The sequence below is a fragment of the Dickeya sp. CFBP 2040 genome, assembly GCF_012273755.1.
Taxonomy (GTDB): domain Bacteria; phylum Pseudomonadota; class Gammaproteobacteria; order Enterobacterales; family Enterobacteriaceae; genus Dickeya; species Dickeya poaceiphila.
Map to the genome: position 1 here is coordinate 35,530 of NZ_JAAVXH010000072.1, position 16,401 is coordinate 51,930.

Annotated in this window: 15 protein-coding genes; 7 read left to right on the plus strand and 8 right to left on the minus strand. The window is 52.3% G+C overall.

Annotated features, from left to right (window positions below; all coding sequences use genetic code 11):
• Positions 1-26 precede the first annotated feature (26 nt).
• Complete coding sequence (metR, locus tag Dpoa2040_RS08920) at positions 27-962, plus strand: HTH-type transcriptional regulator MetR (protein WP_168641029.1); 936 nt, start codon at positions 27-29, stop codon at positions 960-962.
• On the opposite strand, the gene Dpoa2040_RS08925 is transcribed toward metR, so the two are convergent.
• The 5 genes from Dpoa2040_RS08925 to Dpoa2040_RS08945 form a co-directional block, all read right to left on the minus strand.
• Positions 868-1,767: a carboxylate/amino acid/amine transporter gene (locus Dpoa2040_RS08925; protein WP_042873425.1), complete on the minus strand. Its 900-nt coding sequence runs from the start codon at positions 1,765-1,767 to the stop codon at positions 868-870. The two genes, metR and Dpoa2040_RS08925, sit on opposite strands and share 95 nt — an antisense overlap.
• Positions 1,768-1,972: 205 nt before the next feature.
• The gene (gene cysE / locus Dpoa2040_RS08930) at positions 1,973-2,794 is read right to left on the minus strand and encodes a serine O-acetyltransferase (RefSeq protein ID WP_042873427.1); all 822 of its coding nucleotides are present in this window, start codon (positions 2,792-2,794) and stop codon (positions 1,973-1,975) included.
• 117 nt (positions 2,795-2,911) lie between these two features.
• On the minus strand, positions 2,912-3,931 hold the full coding sequence (gene gpsA / locus Dpoa2040_RS08935) for an NAD(P)H-dependent glycerol-3-phosphate dehydrogenase (RefSeq protein ID WP_168641030.1): 1,020 nt from the start codon (positions 3,929-3,931) through the stop codon (positions 2,912-2,914).
• Positions 3,931-4,401, minus strand: a complete 471-nt coding sequence (gene secB, locus Dpoa2040_RS08940) for a protein-export chaperone SecB (RefSeq protein ID WP_168641031.1) — start codon at positions 4,399-4,401, stop codon at positions 3,931-3,933. Before secB ends, gpsA begins: the two co-directional genes overlap by 1 nt.
• A gap of 99 nt (positions 4,402-4,500) precedes the next feature.
• Positions 4,501-4,932 (minus strand): rhodanese-like domain-containing protein, encoded by a 432-nt coding sequence (locus tag Dpoa2040_RS08945; protein ID WP_042873432.1) that lies wholly within the window; start codon positions 4,930-4,932, stop codon positions 4,501-4,503.
• A 237-nt stretch (positions 4,933-5,169) separates the two neighbouring features.
• On the opposite strand from Dpoa2040_RS08945, the gene envC reads away from it, so the two are divergent.
• Both envC and Dpoa2040_RS08955 read left to right on the plus strand, forming a co-directional pair.
• Positions 5,170-6,444 (plus strand): murein hydrolase activator EnvC, encoded by a 1,275-nt coding sequence (gene envC / locus Dpoa2040_RS08950; protein ID WP_168641032.1) that lies wholly within the window; start codon positions 5,170-5,172, stop codon positions 6,442-6,444.
• Between the two features lie 41 nt (positions 6,445-6,485).
• Positions 6,486-7,391: a divergent polysaccharide deacetylase family protein gene (locus tag Dpoa2040_RS08955; RefSeq protein ID WP_168641040.1), complete on the plus strand. Its 906-nt coding sequence runs from the start codon at positions 6,486-6,488 to the stop codon at positions 7,389-7,391.
• A gap of 19 nt (positions 7,392-7,410) precedes the next feature.
• Here Dpoa2040_RS08955 and tdh read toward each other — a convergent pair whose 3' ends face one another.
• Both tdh and Dpoa2040_RS08965 read right to left on the minus strand, forming a co-directional pair.
• Entirely contained in the window at positions 7,411-8,451 is a 1,041-nt protein-coding gene (gene tdh, locus Dpoa2040_RS08960; protein ID WP_168641041.1) for an L-threonine 3-dehydrogenase, read from the minus strand.
• 10 nt (positions 8,452-8,461) lie between these two features.
• Entirely contained in the window at positions 8,462-9,658 is a 1,197-nt protein-coding gene (locus tag Dpoa2040_RS08965) for a glycine C-acetyltransferase (RefSeq protein ID WP_168641033.1), read from the minus strand.
• A 267-nt stretch (positions 9,659-9,925) separates the two neighbouring features.
• On the opposite strand from Dpoa2040_RS08965, the gene rfaD reads away from it, so the two are divergent.
• The 4 genes from rfaD to Dpoa2040_RS08985 all read left to right on the plus strand — a co-directional run bounded on the left by rfaD (position 9,926) and on the right by Dpoa2040_RS08985 (position 14,384).
• Positions 9,926-10,858, plus strand: coding sequence for an ADP-glyceromanno-heptose 6-epimerase (gene rfaD, locus Dpoa2040_RS08970; RefSeq protein ID WP_168641034.1), 933 nt, complete (start codon positions 9,926-9,928; stop codon positions 10,856-10,858).
• Positions 10,859-10,888: 30 nt separating this feature from the next.
• Positions 10,889-11,941, plus strand: coding sequence for an ADP-heptose--LPS heptosyltransferase RfaF (gene rfaF / locus Dpoa2040_RS08975; protein ID WP_168641035.1), 1,053 nt, complete (start codon positions 10,889-10,891; stop codon positions 11,939-11,941).
• A complete protein-coding gene (rfaC, locus tag Dpoa2040_RS08980; protein WP_168641036.1) occupies positions 11,938-12,900 on the plus strand; it encodes a lipopolysaccharide heptosyltransferase RfaC in 963 nt (320 codons plus the stop codon). The genes rfaF and rfaC overlap by 4 nt, the downstream gene beginning before the upstream one ends.
• A 113-nt stretch (positions 12,901-13,013) precedes the next feature.
• Positions 13,014-14,384: an O-antigen ligase gene (locus tag Dpoa2040_RS08985; protein WP_168641037.1), complete on the plus strand. Its 1,371-nt coding sequence runs from the start codon at positions 13,014-13,016 to the stop codon at positions 14,382-14,384.
• Positions 14,385-14,497: 113 nt separating this feature from the next.
• Here the strand turns inward: Dpoa2040_RS08985 and Dpoa2040_RS08990 are convergent, their stop codons facing one another.
• Positions 14,498-15,325, minus strand: a complete 828-nt coding sequence (locus Dpoa2040_RS08990; protein ID WP_168641038.1) for a transcriptional regulator — start codon at positions 15,323-15,325, stop codon at positions 14,498-14,500.
• Positions 15,326-16,401 lie beyond the last annotated feature (1,076 nt).

A 16,401-nucleotide genomic window follows, 5' to 3' on the forward strand; every position in this document is an offset into this window, starting at 1 on the left:
ATTCACTGTCACTGTGAAGGACTCTCATGATCGAACTTAAACACTTACGGACGCTGCAGGCGCTGCGCAACACGGGATCGTTAGCCGCTGCCGCTGCACAGCTCCATCAGACGCAATCCGCTTTGTCGCATCAGTTCAGCGATCTGGAACAACGGCTGGGATTCCGCTTGTTCGTCCGTAAGAGCCAGCCACTGCGCTTTACGCCGCAGGGAGAAATCCTGCTGCAACTGGCCGAACAGATCCTGCCGCAGATTCAGCAGGCACTGCAGGCGTGCAACGAGCCACATCAAACGACGCTACGGCTGGCGATCGAGTGTCACAGTTGCATTCAGTGGCTGACGCCGGCACTGAAGAATTTTCATCAGAACTGGCCGCAAGTGGTGATGGATTTCAAATCCGGCGTCACCTTTGACCCGCAGCCCGCGTTGCAACAGGGCGAGCTGGATCTGGTGATGACCTCTGACATTCTGCCGCGCAGCGGCCTGCACTATTCGCCGATGTTCGACTTTGAAGTAAGGCTGGTGTTGTCGCCGGATCATCCGCTGGCCGCCAACGCCGTGATTGTGCCGGAGGATCTGGCGCAGGAAACGCTGATGATCTACCCGGTACAACGTCAGCGGCTGGATGTGTGGCGTCACTTTTTACAGCCGGCAGGAGTCAGCCCGTCATTAAAAAGCGTAGACAACACCCTGCTACTGATCCAGATGGTGGCGGCGCGTATGGGAATCGCCGCGCTGCCGCACTGGGTGGTGGAAAGTTTTGAACACCAGGGATTAGTGGTCACCAAACCCCTGGGAGAAGGCTTGTGGAGCAGGCTGTACGCCGCCGTGCGTGATGGAGAGCAGCGTCAGCCGGTTATCGACGCATTTATTCGCTCTGCGCGTCAGCACGCCTGCGACCATCTGCCGTTTGTACGGGATGCTTCACGACCCAACGCTGGTGTACCCACAGCGAGGACATAATAATCGCCGTACCGATGATGAAGCTCGACCAGTCTGGCGTTTTGTGCCAGATAGCGAAATTGACCAGCAACCCAGCCGGGACGTGAAAGTTGTTCATGATACTCAACGTACCGGCGTCCACCTGGGTAGCGCCATAGTTCCACATGAAATAGCCAAGGCCGGATGCCCCTACCCCAAGCCAGACCAGAATACCCCACTGCAATGTCGTGGCCGGTAATTTGGCTGGGTTACCAAACAGCATCCAGGCGGTCAGCGTCACGACCGCCGCCCCCAGATAGAACCAGGAGAACGCACTGTGCTGTGGCATCGGGTGAACTTCCATCAGCCGTTTATATCCCACCTGACCGACCGCAAAACAGATATTGGCCGCCTGAACCAGCACAAAACCCCACCAGAAATGGGTACTGACGCCATGATAATGAATCACTACCGCGCCCAATACCGCCAGTAGCGCACTCATGGCATAACCCCAGCGCAGGCGCTGCCGGGCGAGCAGATCATAAATCAGGGTCACGTACAACGGCGTCATCACGGTAAACAGCACAAACTCCGGTACGGTCAGGTAAAGATAGGCACGGAACATAAACAAGTACATGATGCCTAACTGGAGCGCACCGACCAGCAAATACAGCCCCAATACGTTGGGAGAATAGCCGCGCCAGCGCAGAAAAGGCAAAAACACCAGCGCCGCCAGCACCAGCCGGAACATGGCGGAGAACCAGCTATCGACCTGGCCTGCCAAATATTCGCCAATCAGGCTAAAGGAAAATGCCCACAGAATAGTGGTGATGATTAATAACGGCACAATGTGACTCGCTCCATAGCACGAAACAGATGAAGCATTGTAGTCGAGTTACGCGGCTGAATTTCCCTCAACATGGTTTACATCAGAATAAAATACCATCAGTTGGTTATTCGAAATTGCCAGCGTAGCCATAACCGCCGATAGGTTCCCACGGGTTGCAGGCGTCTTTAAACGCCATTATCGTCAGTCCAGCGGTTATGCCAGGTTAAATGCCGTCGCCGTCTTCAAAACCGCGCAGCGAACCGTTGAAATACTGGTCCATATCCAGCGAGGGTTTATCGGTTTCCGGACGACCAACAATGCGCGCCGGCACGCCTGCGGCAGTAGTATGTGGCGGCACCGGTTGCAACACCACCGACCCTGCGCCAATCTTGGCGCCGCACCCCACCTCAATATTGCCCAGAATCTTAGCACCCGCGCCAATCATCACGCCTTCACGAATTTTGGGGTGGCGATCGCCGTTGGTTTTACCGGTTCCCCCCAGGGTGACCGATTGCAGAATAGACACGTCGTTTTCTACTACAGCGGTTTCACCAATCACGATGCCGGTAGCATGGTCCAGCATGATACCGCAACCAATGCGCGCCGCCGGGTGGATATCTACGCCAAACGACACTGAAATCTGATTCTGCAGGTAGATAGCCAGCGCGCGGCGCTCCTGCTGCCACAACCAATGACCGATACGATAAGCCTGCAGAGCATGAAACCCTTTCAGATAAAGTAGCGGCGTTGAATATTTATCCACCGCCGGATCTCGCAGCCGTACCGCCAGAATATCGCGGGCAGCGGACGCAATCATCTGCGGGTCAGCACGATAAGCCTCTTCTACCACTTCGCGGATAGCGATTGCCGGCATGATGGCATTGGCCAGCTTGTTTGCCAGCATATAGCTTAGCGCACTGCCCAAATTTTCATGTTTCAGCAGTGTCGCGTGAAAGAAGCTGGCCAACATCGGCTCGCATTCCGCGAGACTGCGCGCTTCTTCCTTAATGTGTTTCCAAACCAGTTCCAGTTCATCATTCGACATCGCGACACCTCTTTGAAAACCGTCAACCACTGCTTAAATACCGACTACTTCACAACTCGCTATAAGAATAAAACAACAACGGGCCTCCCGTGGGAAGCCCGGCTAATAATGTTGCTGTTACAGGCTGGCGCTTTCGTCTTTACGTGCCCGGCCCAACAGGCTCAACGCGGCTTCGCGTGCGTCTTTACCGCAATACAGCACTTGCCAGAGCTGCTCGGTGATAGGCATCTCCACGCCGTAACGCTGCGCCAGCGCCACCACTTCCTTGGTATTACGGTAACCCTCCACCACCTGGCCAATCTGGTTCTGGGCACTGACGACATCCATCCCTTGCCCCAGCATCATGCCGAAACGGCGGTTACGTGACTGGTTGTCGGTGCAGGTCAGCACCAGATCGCCCAAGCCCGCCATCCCCATGAACGTAGTCGGGTCAGCGCCCAGCGCCACACCCAAACGCGTCATTTCAGCCAGACCGCGAGTGATCAATGCGGTACGCGCATTGGCGCCGAACCCCATCCCATCGGACATGCCGGCACCGATGGCAATCACGTTCTTCACCGCACCGCCCAACTGTACGCCGACAAAGTCAGGGTTGCTGTAGACGCGAAAACTTTTGCCGCAGTGCAGCAGATGTTGCAAATCGTCGGAAAACGACGGTTCAGTCGATGCCAGCGCAATCGCAGTCGGCAACCCGGCGGCCAGCTCTTTGGCAAACGTCGGCCCGGAGAGCACCGCCAGCGGGATGGCGTCACCCAGCGCTTCGCGGGCGACATCCTGCAACAGGCGTCCCGTTTCCGCTTCCAGCCCCTTGGTCGCCCACACCAGCCGCGCATCTGCTCGTAGATGAGGCTTGAGCTGGCGTAGCACATCGCCAAACACATGGCTCGGCACCACCACCAGAATATTACAGCTGGCAGCCAGCGCCTGCGACAAGTCTGTTTCCAGTTGCAACGAATCTGGAAATGGTACATCAGGCAGAAACGCCTGATTGCAACGAGCCGCCTGCAACGCCTGAATATGCGCAGGGTCATGTCCCCACAGCACTACACGGTGGCCGTTGCGGGCCACCGTGATAGCCAGTGCGGTGCCGTAAGACCCGGCACCGATCACCGTGATTGCAGCATCAGACCTGCTCATCAGGCATTCTGCGTCTGAGCGCTGCCGTCCTGACCTGCCTGCTGTTCCAGGTAGTTCATAAACAGCGCGTCAAAGTTAACCGGCGCCAGGTTCAACTGCGGGAAGGTACCGCGGGATACCAGGCTGGTGATGCATTCACGCGCGTACGGGAACAGCACGTTCGGGCAGTAAGCGCCAAGGCAGTGAGCCAACTGAGTGCCTTCGATGCCGGCAACGGTGAAGATGCCCGCCTGCTGTACTTCGCACAGGAACGCCGTTTCTTCGCCGATAGTAGACGTCACCGTCACACGCAGCACCACTTCGTACACATCGTCAGCCAACTGGGTGGATGCGGTATCCAGGTCCAGTTTAACTTCCGGGTTCCACTCCTGTTGGAATACCTGAGGCGCGTTCGGCGCTTCAAAAGAAATATCCTTGGTGTAGATACGCTGGATCTGGAAAATCATTTCGACGTTGTTTTGTTCAGACATGTTGAATAATACCCTTTCGTTAGATTTCCTTGCGCGCTGCCCCTCGTCAGGAAGGACACGCCATAACACAAACAGGCCCCCCTCTTCCAGGAGAGCGTATTACTTACCACGCACCAGCGGGAGATTTTCACCGCTCCAGCCAGCCAGCCCGTCTTTCAGAACCACGACGCGTTCAAACCCTGCTTTGAACAGGTTTTCCGCCGATTCACGAGATGACATGCCGTTAGCGCACACCACAATCACCGGTTGCGCTTTGTGCTTTTCCAGTTCGCCCAGGCTGCCGCTCTTGATGTCGTTCGGCAACAGGTTGACGGCGCCAGCAATATGGCCACGGCGGTAATCATCACGATTACGGGTGTCTACCACCACCGCATCTTCTTTATTGATCAATTGGATCGCTTCACCACGAGCCACTTCTTTTACCTTGGACAGTTTACTCTTCACCGTAAGCACAATGACAGCGACCAGCAGGGCAATCCAGGCCAGGCTCAGAATCGTGTGTCGGCTGATGAATGGCATAATCTCTTGCATGGGGTGTAACGACTCCGAAATCAGTTAAGCAATTCAAATACAGGGTGTCTGAGTATACCTGTGCGATACTGCAATTACAGCCTGTAAGCCAACATCGCATCACGATTCTGCGCGACGGTTTGCATTTATCTACGTGATTCAGCCCTGTCAACAAGCAGACCACTGTCATGGATGGAAATAGAAATCCCTGACCAGACAACTGGTAAGGCGCGGTTCATCGTGGAATAATCTTTCGCCATGAGCAAAAAAGCGTTCTCTGTACCGTTCCCAACGGGTCGTAACAAACTGTTAAGCCGGTGCGCCAGTGTGCTTTGTGTTGGCGTGCTGCTGTTGCCATGCCCAGGCTGGAGCGACGATAGTCAGCAGCAGTTGAAATCGCTGCAACAGGATATCGCAGAGAAGGAAAAAAGCGTTCGGGAGCAGCAGCAACGCCGTAGTGCCCTGCTGGAGCAACTGAAAAAGCAGGAACAGTCTATTGCTCAATCTACCCACCAGTTACGTGAAACCCGCGCCACCCTTGAGCACCTGAACCAGGATATCAGCGGTCTGAACGCCTCTATTACTAAGCTGCACACGCAGCAGAAAAGACAGGAAACTCTGCTGGCGAAACAGCTTGATGCGGCGTTTCGTCAGGGACAGCATGGCGCACTGCAACTGATCCTCAGCGGTGAAGAGAGCCAGCGTCGTGAACGTATCCTTGCTTACTTCAATTACCTGAATAAAGCACGCGAACAATCCATCACCGAGCTACAGCAAACTCGTGCGCAGCTAGCCAGCCAGAAGCTGCAACTGGAGCAGAAACACGCGCAACAAAAACGCCTGCTCGGCGACCAACAGCAACAACAGAACATACTGGAACAAGCTCAGAGCGAACGGCAAAAGACCTTAGGCGCACTGGAAAATACGCTGGAAAAAGACCAGCAGCAGTTGACGGAACTACGCCAGAACGAAACCCATCTGCGCGACCAGATTGCACGGGCAGAACGCGAAGCCAAAGCGCGAGCGGAGCGTGAAGCCCGCGAGGCCGCCCGACTGCGCGAAAAAGAAGAACAGGCCAAACGTAGCGGCGCCAGTTATAAACCTAACGAGCAGGAGCGCTCATTGATGGCGCGTACTGGTGGCTTAGGGCAGCCAGCCGGCCAATATGTGTGGCCAGTACGCGGACGCACACTGCACCGTTTCGGCGAGCCATTGCAGGGCGAGCTGCGCTGGAAGGGGCTGGTGATCGGCGCATCCGAAGGGACGCAAGTGCACGCTATCGCCGATGGCACCGTCTTAATGGCAGACTGGCTACAGGGTTACGGCCAGGTGGTGGTGCTGGAACACGGTAAAGGTGACATGAGCCTGTACGGTTATAACCAGAGCGCGCTGGTGTCGGTAGGCGCGCACGTGAAAACCGGTCAGCCGATAGCCTTAGTCGGCAACAGCGGCGGGCAGAGTCAGTCCGCTCTCTATTTTGAAATTCGGCGTCAGGGACAGGCGGTCAACCCCTTACCCTGGCTAGGAAGGTAGGTGTGCAACCATTATTCTCTCGCTTGCTGGCTATCACCGGTATGACCCTCACCGGCACGCTGCTGGCCCTTCCCGTCTGGGCCGGCAAACTGGCATTGGTGATTGATGATTTCGGCTATCGCCCGCATAACGAAAATCAGGTGCTGGCGATGCCTGCCGCCATTTCCGTAGCGGTCCTGCCTAATGCGCCGTATGCCCACGACATGGCGACCAAAGCTCATGCACAAGGTCATGAAGTGTTGATTCACCTGCCGATGGCACCGATGAGCAAACAACCGCTGGAACGAGACACGCTGCGCCCCGACATGAGCAGCGAGGAGATAGCGCGTATCCTGCGTGACGCGGTCAACAAGGTGCCTTACGCCGTTGGGTTGAACAACCACATGGGTAGCGCCATGACCGCCAGCCTGCCGGGAATGCAGAAGGTGATGCAGGCGATGACTGCCTACCCTCTCTACTTTCTCGATAGCATGACTATCGGCAGCAGTCAGGCCAGCCGGGCAGCGGCAGGCACCGGCATCAAAGTGCTCAAACGCAAAGTATTTTTGGATGACACCCAGAACGTCGCCGATATCCGACGCCAGTTCAGCCGTGCCGTGGAGATAGCGCAACGCAGCGGATACGCCATCGCTATCGGCCACCCTCATCCCGCCACGATTCAGGTATTGCAGCAGATGCTGCCGACGCTACCGGCGGATATCGTACTGGTACGCCCCAGCCAGTTGCTGAACGAAGCAGAACCGCGCTACACGCCGGTGCCGACGTACCTCGCGTCACAACCGGCCACACCGGTGCAAAAACGCCTGCGCCCTGTTCAGGTTTGCCCCATCAAACAACCGCTGCCCACTATCTCTCAACCTGAGTTGTGGCGACAGCTCGGACGCAATCTGGCAACCAGCCCCGCCGTCAGCTACCTGAAACAACACTGGCAGACCTGGCTGGGATAATGACACGCGCCGCCTCCCTTTACCCGGCGGCGCATGACTCCCAGCTCAGCACAACCTTGCCGGACTGGCCGGATCGCATCACATCAAAACCTTGCTGAAAGTCATCAATCGCGTAGCGGTGGGTGATGATGGGCGACAGATCCAACCCCGATTGGATCAACGCTGCCATTTTGTACCAGGTTTCGAACATCTCCCTACCATAAATACCTTTAATCACCAGCCCTTTGAAAATGATGTCGCTCCAGTCTACCGCGACCGCTTCCGGCTGAATCCCCAGCATGGCGATGCGACCACCGTGATTCATCACCGATAGCAACGTGCGAAAAGCAACAGGCGAACCGGACATCTCCAGCGCAACGTCAAATCCTTCGGTCATCCCCAGTTCCCGCATCACATCAGCTAATGATTCCCGCGACACATTCACCGCACGGGTCACCCCCATCTGCTGCGCCAGCGCCAGTCGGTAGTCATTCACATCGGTAATCACCACATGACGGGCACCGACATGACGACACACGGCTGCCGCCATCACGCCAATAGGGCCGGCGCCGCTCACCAGCACGTCTTCGCCCACCAGATCAAACGCCAGCGCAGTATGCACCGCGTTGCCGAACGGATCGAAGATGGCGGCGATCTCATCGGGAATCGCCGCCGGGAGACGGAACGCGTTATACGCCGGAATCACCAGATATTCGGCGAACGCTCCTGGCCGGTTAACGCCGACGCCGGACGTATTGCGGCACAGATGACGACGCCCGGCACGGCAGTTGCGACAATAACCGCAGGTAATATGTCCTTCACCTGAAACCCGATCACCAATCCTGAACCCTTCCACTTCCTGTCCAATCGCAACGATTTCACCGACATACTCATGCCCGACCACCATCGGCACCGGAATGGTTTTCTGCGACCACGCATCCCAGTTGTAGATATGCACGTCGGTGCCGCAAATCGCGGTTTTATGGATTTTTATCATCACGTCGTTGTGGCCCGGTTCCGGCACCGGAACATCCGTCAGCCAGATGCCCGGCTCCGGGCGTAATTTCGCCAGTGCTTTCATCATCCTATCCTCACTCCACCACATTCAGACGGTGACTGACCCGAATAAACGCCGCAACAGCCTGTTCAATCTGCTCTGGCGTATGCGCCGCCGACATCTGGGTACGAATGCGCGCCTGACCGTGCGGCACCACCGGATAGCAAAAACTGGTAACGTAAATCCCCTCTTGCTGTAAAGCCGCGGCGAATGCCTGCGCCAGTCGGGCATCCCCCAGCATCACCGGAATAATGGCGTGATCCGCACCGGCGAGCGTAAACCCGGCATCGGTCATTCGCTGGCGGAACAGACTGGCGTTGTGCCACAAACGCTGACGCAACGCCTGCCCATCGCGCAGCAGGTCCAATACCTTGATCGATGCGCTGACAATAGACGGCGCTAACGCATTGGAAAACAGATACGGTCGGGATCGCTGGCGCAGCCACTCCACCACCTCCCGGCGGGCAGCGGTATACCCGCCGGAAGCACCGCCCAGCGCTTTGCCGAGCGTACCGGTAATAATGTCCACTCTCCCCATTACCTGACAGTATTCATGGGTGCCGCGCCCGTTCTCGCCGACAACCCCCACGGCGTGAGAGTCGTCTACCATGACCAGCGCGTCGTAACGCTCGGCTAAATCGCAGATGCCGCGCAGATTGGCAATTACGCCATCCATCGAAAACACACCATCGGTGGCAATCATCAGATTACGCGCCCCTTCCGCCCTGGCCAGTTGCAACTGGGCTTCCAACTGATGCATGTCATTGTTGCCATAACGATAACGACGCGCTTTTGACAGACGAATGCCGTCGATAATCGAGGCATGGTTGAGTGCGTCGGACACAATCGCGTCCTCCTCGCCCATCAGGGTTTCAAACAGCCCGCCGTTAGCATCAAAGCAAGAGGAGTAAAGAATGGCGTCTTCCATACCAAGGAACTCCGCCAGCCGGTGCTCCAGCGTCTGGTGGATATCCTGCGTGCCACAGATAAAACGCACCGAGGCCATGCCAAAGCCGTGGCTGTCCAGTCCGGCTTTGGCCGCACTAATCAAAGCCGGATGATTAGCCAGACCCAGATAATTGTTTGCACAAAAATTAATCAGCCTGCCGCCATTCGCCACCGTGACTTGCGCCTGCTGCGCCGTGGTGATCGGTCGTTCTTCCTTAAACAGCCCCTCGTCGTGTAGCGAGACAAGCTGAGCGGTCAGCTGTTGATAAAACGCATCAGGCATGGCACGGCTCTCCTTATTTTGTCCGTCATTCTCCTCCCGCCCGGTGGCGGCAGATCTCTGAACGTAAAGGTAGTGGAGAAATGCGAATCAGATTGGTGGGTGGGCCACAAAACGCCACGGCTGTCACACCGAAAATGCGAAGCGACTGGCAAGAAAACAGCGGGAAAAATAGCGCAGGATGCCTGTGGTGCGCCGAAATGCTATGATAGCGCTCAACAGGTGTGGAGCGTGGTGCTCCACCAGCACGTTTAGCACAAGGTAACTCCCATGATTATCGTAACTGGCGGCGCCGGCTTCATCGGCAGCAACATCGTAAAGGCGCTGAATGATGATGGATACCGGGATATTCTGGTGGTCGACAACCTTAAAGATGGCACCAAGTTCGTCAATCTGGTCGATCTGAACATTGCCGACTACATGGATAAGGAAGATTTCATCGCCAGTATCGTTGCCGGCGACGACCTGGGCGATATCGACGCCATCTTCCATGAAGGCGCCTGCTCCTCCACCACCGAGTGGGACGGCAAGTACATGATGGATAACAACTATCAGTACTCCAAAGAAGTACTGCACTACTGTCTGGAGCGCGGCATCCCATTTCTGTACGCGTCTTCCGCCGCGACTTACGGTGGGCGCACCGACAACTTCGTGGAAAACCGCCAGTACGAGCAGCCGCTCAACGTCTACGGTTACTCTAAATTCCTGTTCGACCAATATGTGCGCGATATTCTGCCGCAGGCCGATTCGCAAATTTGCGGCTTCCGCTACTTTAACGTCTACGGGCCGCGCGAAAGCCACAAAGGCAGTATGGCAAGCGTCGCATTCCACCTGAATAATCAGATCAATCAGGGCGAGAATCCGAAACTCTTCGCCGGCAGCGAAAATTTCAAACGCGACTTCGTTTATGTCGGTGACGTGGCGGCGGTAAACCTGTGGTTCTGGCAGCATAACGTTTCCGGCATCTTCAACTGCGGTACTGGCCGCGCCGAATCCTTCCAGGCTGTGGCGGACGCGGTGCTGGCCTGGCACAACAAAGGCAGTGTGGAATACATTCCCTTCCCTGAAAAACTAAAAGGCCGCTATCAGGCTTACACTCAGGCAGACCTCACTAATCTGCGCGCTGCCGGTTACGACAAACCATTCAAAACGGTAGCTGAAGGGGTAGCTGACTACCTGACCTGGCTGAACCGCAACGCCTGATTCGCTTTGCCGTAAGGAAACACGAACGGTATGAAAATTCTGGTTATCGGTCCTTCCTGGGTGGGCGATATGATGATGTCGCACAGTTTTTATCGCACTCTGAAGGCCGAACACCCGGACGCTATCATTGATGTGATGGCGCCGGCCTGGTGTCGCCCGCTGCTGGCGCGTATGCCTGAAGTGCGCCAGGCATTGCCTATGCCGCTGGGGCACGGCATGTTGGCGCTCGGCGAGCGTCGGCAACTGGGGGTATCCCTGCGTGAACAGCAATATGACCACGCCTATGTGCTGCCCAACTCCTTCAAATCGGCCCTGGTCCCCTTCTTTGCCAACATCCCGCGCCGCACCGGCTGGCGCGGTGAAATGCGCTACGGTGTGCTCAACGACCTACGGATTCTGGACAAGACGGCGTTCCCATTGATGGTGCAGCGTTATGTGGCACTGGCCTATGACCGGTCACGTATCCGCAGCGCACCTGATTTGCCCCAGCCTTTATTGTGGCCCCGGCTTACGGTGAACGACGCAGAAATTGCCGATATCGCCGCCGCCTTTAATCTTACCGATACCCGACCGTTGATCGGCTTTTGCCCCGGCGCGGAGTTCGGCCCAGCCAAACGCTGGCCGCATTACCACTACGGTGCACTGGCGCAGGTGCTTATCGAGCAAGGTTATCAGGTGGTGCTGTTTGGCTCGAAAAACGACCATCAGGCGGGGGAAGACATTCGACAAACCCTGAGCACCGATACGCGTGAGCATTGCCTTAATCTGGCAGGGCAAACGACGCTGGATCAGGCGGTCGTGCTGATCGCCGCCTGTCAGGCGATAGTCAGTAACGATTCCGGCCTGATGCATGTAGCAGCAGCGCTCAACCGCCCGTTGGTGGCGCTGTATGGCCCAAGCAGCCCGGACTTTACCCCGCCGCTCGCCCATCGGGCTGAGGTTATCCGCCTGATCACCGGTTATCAGCGGGTACGCAAGGGCGATGCGGAGCAAGGCTATCACCAGAGCCTGATCGATATTCAGCCGCAACAGGTGCTGGATGCGCTGTCACGCTATCTTCCCATCAAAGGGGAGCCAGCATGAGAGTATTGATTGTCAAAACCTCGTCTATGGGTGATGTGCTGCATACCCTGCCAGCCCTGACCGATGCCATGCAGGTGATTCACGGCATCCAGTTTGACTGGGTAGTAGAAGAAGGATTCGCTCAGATCCCCAGCTGGCATCCGGCGGTTGACCGCGTTATCCCAGTGGCTATTCGTCGCTGGCGCAAAAGCTGGTTCAGCCGTGAAACTCGCGCAGAGCGGGCTGCGTTCAAAAAACAGCTGCGGGAAAAGCGCTACGATGCGGTTATCGATGCACAGGGACTACTGAAAAGCGCGGTGCTGGTGACCCGCCTGGCCTTAGGCAACAAGCACGGGCTGGACTGGAAAAGCGCCCGCGAACCGTTGGCAAGCTGGTTTTATCAGTATCGACATCCGATAAGCCGCCAGCAACACGCGGTAGAACGCATTCGGGAACTGTTTTCCTTCAGCCTGAACTACCGCAAGCCTGTAGAACAGGGCGATTATGCAATTGCAGCGCGTTTTTTGTCGGCGCACCCGGCTGACAGTCAGCCGTATCTGGTGTTTCTACATGCCACTACGCGGGATGAAAAACACTGGCCGGAGGCACACTGGCGCGAGTTGATCGCACTGGCTGAAGCTCGTGGGCTACGCATCAAACTCCCCTGGGGCGCAGAGCACGAGCACCAGCGGGCGCAGCGGCTGGCAGCCGGGTTTTCTCACGTGGAAGTGCTGCCCCGGCTTACCCTGGAACAGGTCGCTGGCGTGCTGGCTGGTGCACAAGCCGTGGTATCGGTAGATACCGGACTCAGCCACCTTGCCGCCGCGCTGGACCGACCCAACATCACGCTGTACGGCCCGACCGATCCGGGATTGATTGGCGGTTACGGCCAAAACCAGGTTGCGTTGATATCTTGTAACAATAATATGAGTAGTACTTCCGCCGAAAGTGTATTCGAACAGCTCACAGATAAGATATAACGCCTCTGCTTTATGTCGGTGTGACAAATGAAAGCAACAGGTGGATATCAGGAGCCTGGCGGCAGACCAAGCTGTGCAAGCCAATACATCAAAGCAAGGCATTCGGAAAAAGTATGTTAAAACTTAACAAAAAAATCGCAATGTTATTTTTACTATCCATGACATTGCTACTTTGTGCGTTTTGGGCCAGCCCAAGCCAAGTCCTTCCCTTTCATAGAAATTTCTTAATTTATGGTGTCTTTTTTATTTCTATCGTATTTATATTCAAAGATAGAACGTTCCTGAAAAAAGTAGATTATAGCAAAATAAAAGATATTGCATGGGTGTTAGCCATCATGACCATGATTACACTGACATGTGGTATTTTTTTCTCACCTGCTCATAAAGAAATGTTCAGGGCATGGCATAGTCAATGGTTACGGCCATTAATGCTCTTTGCTTATGGATTGATATTTTACCCATTAGTCTCAACTTACGTAAAAAATATCAGCACACGTGGAATAATTACGGCTATTATTGTTAGTTTTTGGGCGCCAATTTTTGTTCACACGCTTTCTTTCTTTTATATTTTCTTTAAAAAAGGGAGTATACCCTGGGGGGAAACCTATATATTTCCTTCTCGCCTTGAATTAAGTTTTCAAATTAACTTAATCAGCATGGTCATTTTTACCGATCTTTTTCTTCGCATCTTTAATGAAGAAAATTTACTGACACTAAAAACCAGAACCGTGGCTTTCTTAGTCATCATCGACATTATTGCTACTGCATTCTCTAACACCCGTTGGGGTACCGTCGGTATGATTATGGGGCTATTATCTATAGGATTTATTTTTCTTATAAAAAAAGCAAAAAAAACAAATCTTATTAAAGCATCAATTCTTATTGGGTTAATAACAGCATTTATTCTTAGCGTCGGCATATTTTCCTATAAAGAAGACCCACGATGGAAAGGAATAGAAGAGGATATAATTATTGGGTGGAATGTCCCTAGTAATAGCTTTTGTTTTATATTCGAAAATCAAGATAAAATTACTCCGCTCCGCAAGGATGGCACTCCCGCAAATCACTCCAATACATGTCGCATAGCCTATTTTCATCAGGCAAGTAATTTTATTATTGAACATCCATTGGGTTTGGGAACAAGTAAAACCGCCTTCCTTTATCGATTACAGGAAAAATATCGTAATCCCTCAATTGATATCAGCCACAGCCACAGTGGTATCTTAGAATATGGACTACAGTATGGAATTATAGGTATACTTTTATGGATAGGATACAATCTATTATTATTGAAAAAATCTTATCATGCTTTTTTTAAAGAAAACAAAGCAGCTGGAATAGTATTATTCCTAATTTCAGGTGGCTTTTTATTCCGCTCGGCGGTGGATCGCATTCTTCTTGACCATTATATGGAAGAATATATGTTCTTGTGTGGTCTCCTACTGAGCCTGATATCATATCGAGATAGTCAAGATAAAAAATGATGATTAGACCTGAAAAATAATATTAAAGTGGAGCTCGCTCCTGGAACTCCACTTTAACTCATTAATAACGTTACCGTTATAGTCAGATTACACCCGCTTATAGTAAAAATAACTTATATCGTTATTACTCTTCCCACTCGGTAAGCGTTACACCAACGTTTCTTATATTCTCCGGACATCATCCCGAATGAATAGGTTAATGGCGCATGGCACGCCAAAGCCTGAGACTCAATCAATTGCAAATTTCTCCACATCATAAGAGTTCCCAGGGAATGATTTTTTACTGATGTGTCATAACCGATGTTAATGAAGTCTACGAACAGGCCATAGTTAGATAACGAAGATAAATTTAACTGGAATGCTACAGGCTCATTATTAATAAGAGCTACATCACCAATAAAATCCTTTTGGAAGGAGTGAAAGAAATCTTTCCCTACCTGTGAGAAGGCTGATTTTTCAGGTCTTCTTTTGGAATACAAATCACAATAAATAGAATATAGCTCTCCAGCCTGGAATTCAGACAAACTTCGGAAAGAACCGCCATCCTCCAGAAATTTCTTCATCTCTCGATTCCTTGTCGATATCGTTTTCTTTGAAAATTCTGATAACGACTTAGAGATGGCAACATCTCTTTTAGAAAGAATGCTAAAGGATGCATTAAAAACATTGATATTATCTAAGGAAAGGTGCTTAGATTTGAAAGGAATGACACAACCAGTCCCGTTAAGAAAAGGGAGCTTTATAGCATATCCAGGTATAGGGATTTCTGATGTTTGACTCTTCGGGTTTTTGACATCATTACATAGCCATCCGTTATCGACACAACAAGCCCCGGTAATCACTCCCTTTTTTTTAAGCAAGAAAAACTCTAAAGCGGCGCCATGCTCCATGGCAAATTCTAAAAAATACGGTGATGTTTCCGCATTAAAACCGTATTTCAAAGCAATTTCCCTATAGTCGTGGAAAGCGCATCGCTCCCACCCTAAATATTTAATAATTATCATTTGAATATCGTCTATAACTGACTATATTAAATGTAAGGCTCAGGATTTTCTGATATATACCCGTCATACTTCAAGTTGCAGGTGCGTTGGCCGCCCTCGCTCACCCCAGTCACTTACTTGAGTAAGCTCCTGGGGATTCACTCAGTTGCCGCGTTACAAGGCTCATATGAGCCTTGCCCTAACGGGCCAACGCGTTGCGTTGTTCAACGCGCGAGCGCGTTGTCCTGCAACTCGAATTATTTAGGGTATATTCACTTCATCAAATTTTATATTATATAAATTCCGAACTAAATTTTATCTTAGTCATTTTATCTTAGTCCTATCAGAATTTCCTATCAGCCTGCCCCTGGAATGTTCACTCACCTTGATCCACACAGGTATCTGCATGTCTGTAAGCTTTAAATTTTTCTTTAAACTTTTCGAATATCTAACCCTTGAATTTTGAATCTGGAAATGTACCAAAATAGTGTACAAGAATCCCATCAGGACTTCCGTTTGTACTTTTATTATGCACTTTGTTGCATCTTCATGTATAGTCAATCATGGAAAAATTATGTGTACATATGTGTAATGTCGTTTATCTAATTATTGATTTAAAATCGTGGCTGATACACAGCACCGAAACCAGCCAGATTAGAAAATAGGATTTTCCTGCTGTGTAAAATTTAGCATGTTCAACTAAGAAAAAGATGTAATGTAATTGATAAACACACCACGAAATCAATATATATCCATCATACTTCAAGTTGCAGGTGCGTTGGCGGCATTCGCTCACCCAAATCATTTACTTTACTAAACTCATAGGGATTCACTCAATTACCAACCTTTCTGCAGGTCAAATTATTTTGAGTATCACACCACAGCGAATTAAATATTTTATCGTACAATAGGATAAATATACTTCAAAAATATAGTGTCAGACCTACCCTCCACAATGCATAAACTTATTGCATTAACATCCCACAACAAATATACTACTTCTTATTTAAATTAAAACCAATATAATTTATGAA

Excerpts from the sequence above, each read along its gene's own strand:
- metR (WP_168641029.1), top strand. The coding sequence starts at position 27 with ATGATCGAACTTAAACACTTACGGACGCTGCAGGCGCTGCGCAACACG.
- cysE (WP_042873427.1), bottom strand. The coding sequence starts at position 2,794 with ATGTCGAATGATGAACTGGAACTGGTTTGGAAACACATTAAGGAAGAA.
- gpsA (WP_168641030.1), bottom strand. The coding sequence starts at position 3,931 with ATGAGCAGGTCTGATGCTGCAATCACGGTGATCGGTGCCGGGTCTTAC.
- secB (WP_168641031.1), bottom strand. The coding sequence starts at position 4,401 with ATGTCTGAACAAAACAACGTCGAAATGATTTTCCAGATCCAGCGTATC.
- Dpoa2040_RS08945 (WP_042873432.1), bottom strand. The coding sequence starts at position 4,932 with ATGCAAGAGATTATGCCATTCATCAGCCGACACACGATTCTGAGCCTG.
- envC (WP_168641032.1), top strand. The coding sequence starts at position 5,170 with ATGAGCAAAAAAGCGTTCTCTGTACCGTTCCCAACGGGTCGTAACAAA.
- Dpoa2040_RS08955 (WP_168641040.1), top strand. The coding sequence starts at position 6,486 with ATGACCCTCACCGGCACGCTGCTGGCCCTTCCCGTCTGGGCCGGCAAA.
- tdh (WP_168641041.1), bottom strand. The coding sequence starts at position 8,451 with ATGAAAGCACTGGCGAAATTACGCCCGGAGCCGGGCATCTGGCTGACG.
- Dpoa2040_RS08965 (WP_168641033.1), bottom strand. The coding sequence starts at position 9,658 with ATGCCTGATGCGTTTTATCAACAGCTGACCGCTCAGCTTGTCTCGCTA.
- rfaD (WP_168641034.1), top strand. The coding sequence starts at position 9,926 with ATGATTATCGTAACTGGCGGCGCCGGCTTCATCGGCAGCAACATCGTA.
- rfaF (WP_168641035.1), top strand. The coding sequence starts at position 10,889 with ATGAAAATTCTGGTTATCGGTCCTTCCTGGGTGGGCGATATGATGATG.
- rfaC (WP_168641036.1), top strand. The coding sequence starts at position 11,938 with ATGAGAGTATTGATTGTCAAAACCTCGTCTATGGGTGATGTGCTGCAT.
- Dpoa2040_RS08985 (WP_168641037.1), top strand. The coding sequence starts at position 13,014 with ATGTTAAAACTTAACAAAAAAATCGCAATGTTATTTTTACTATCCATG.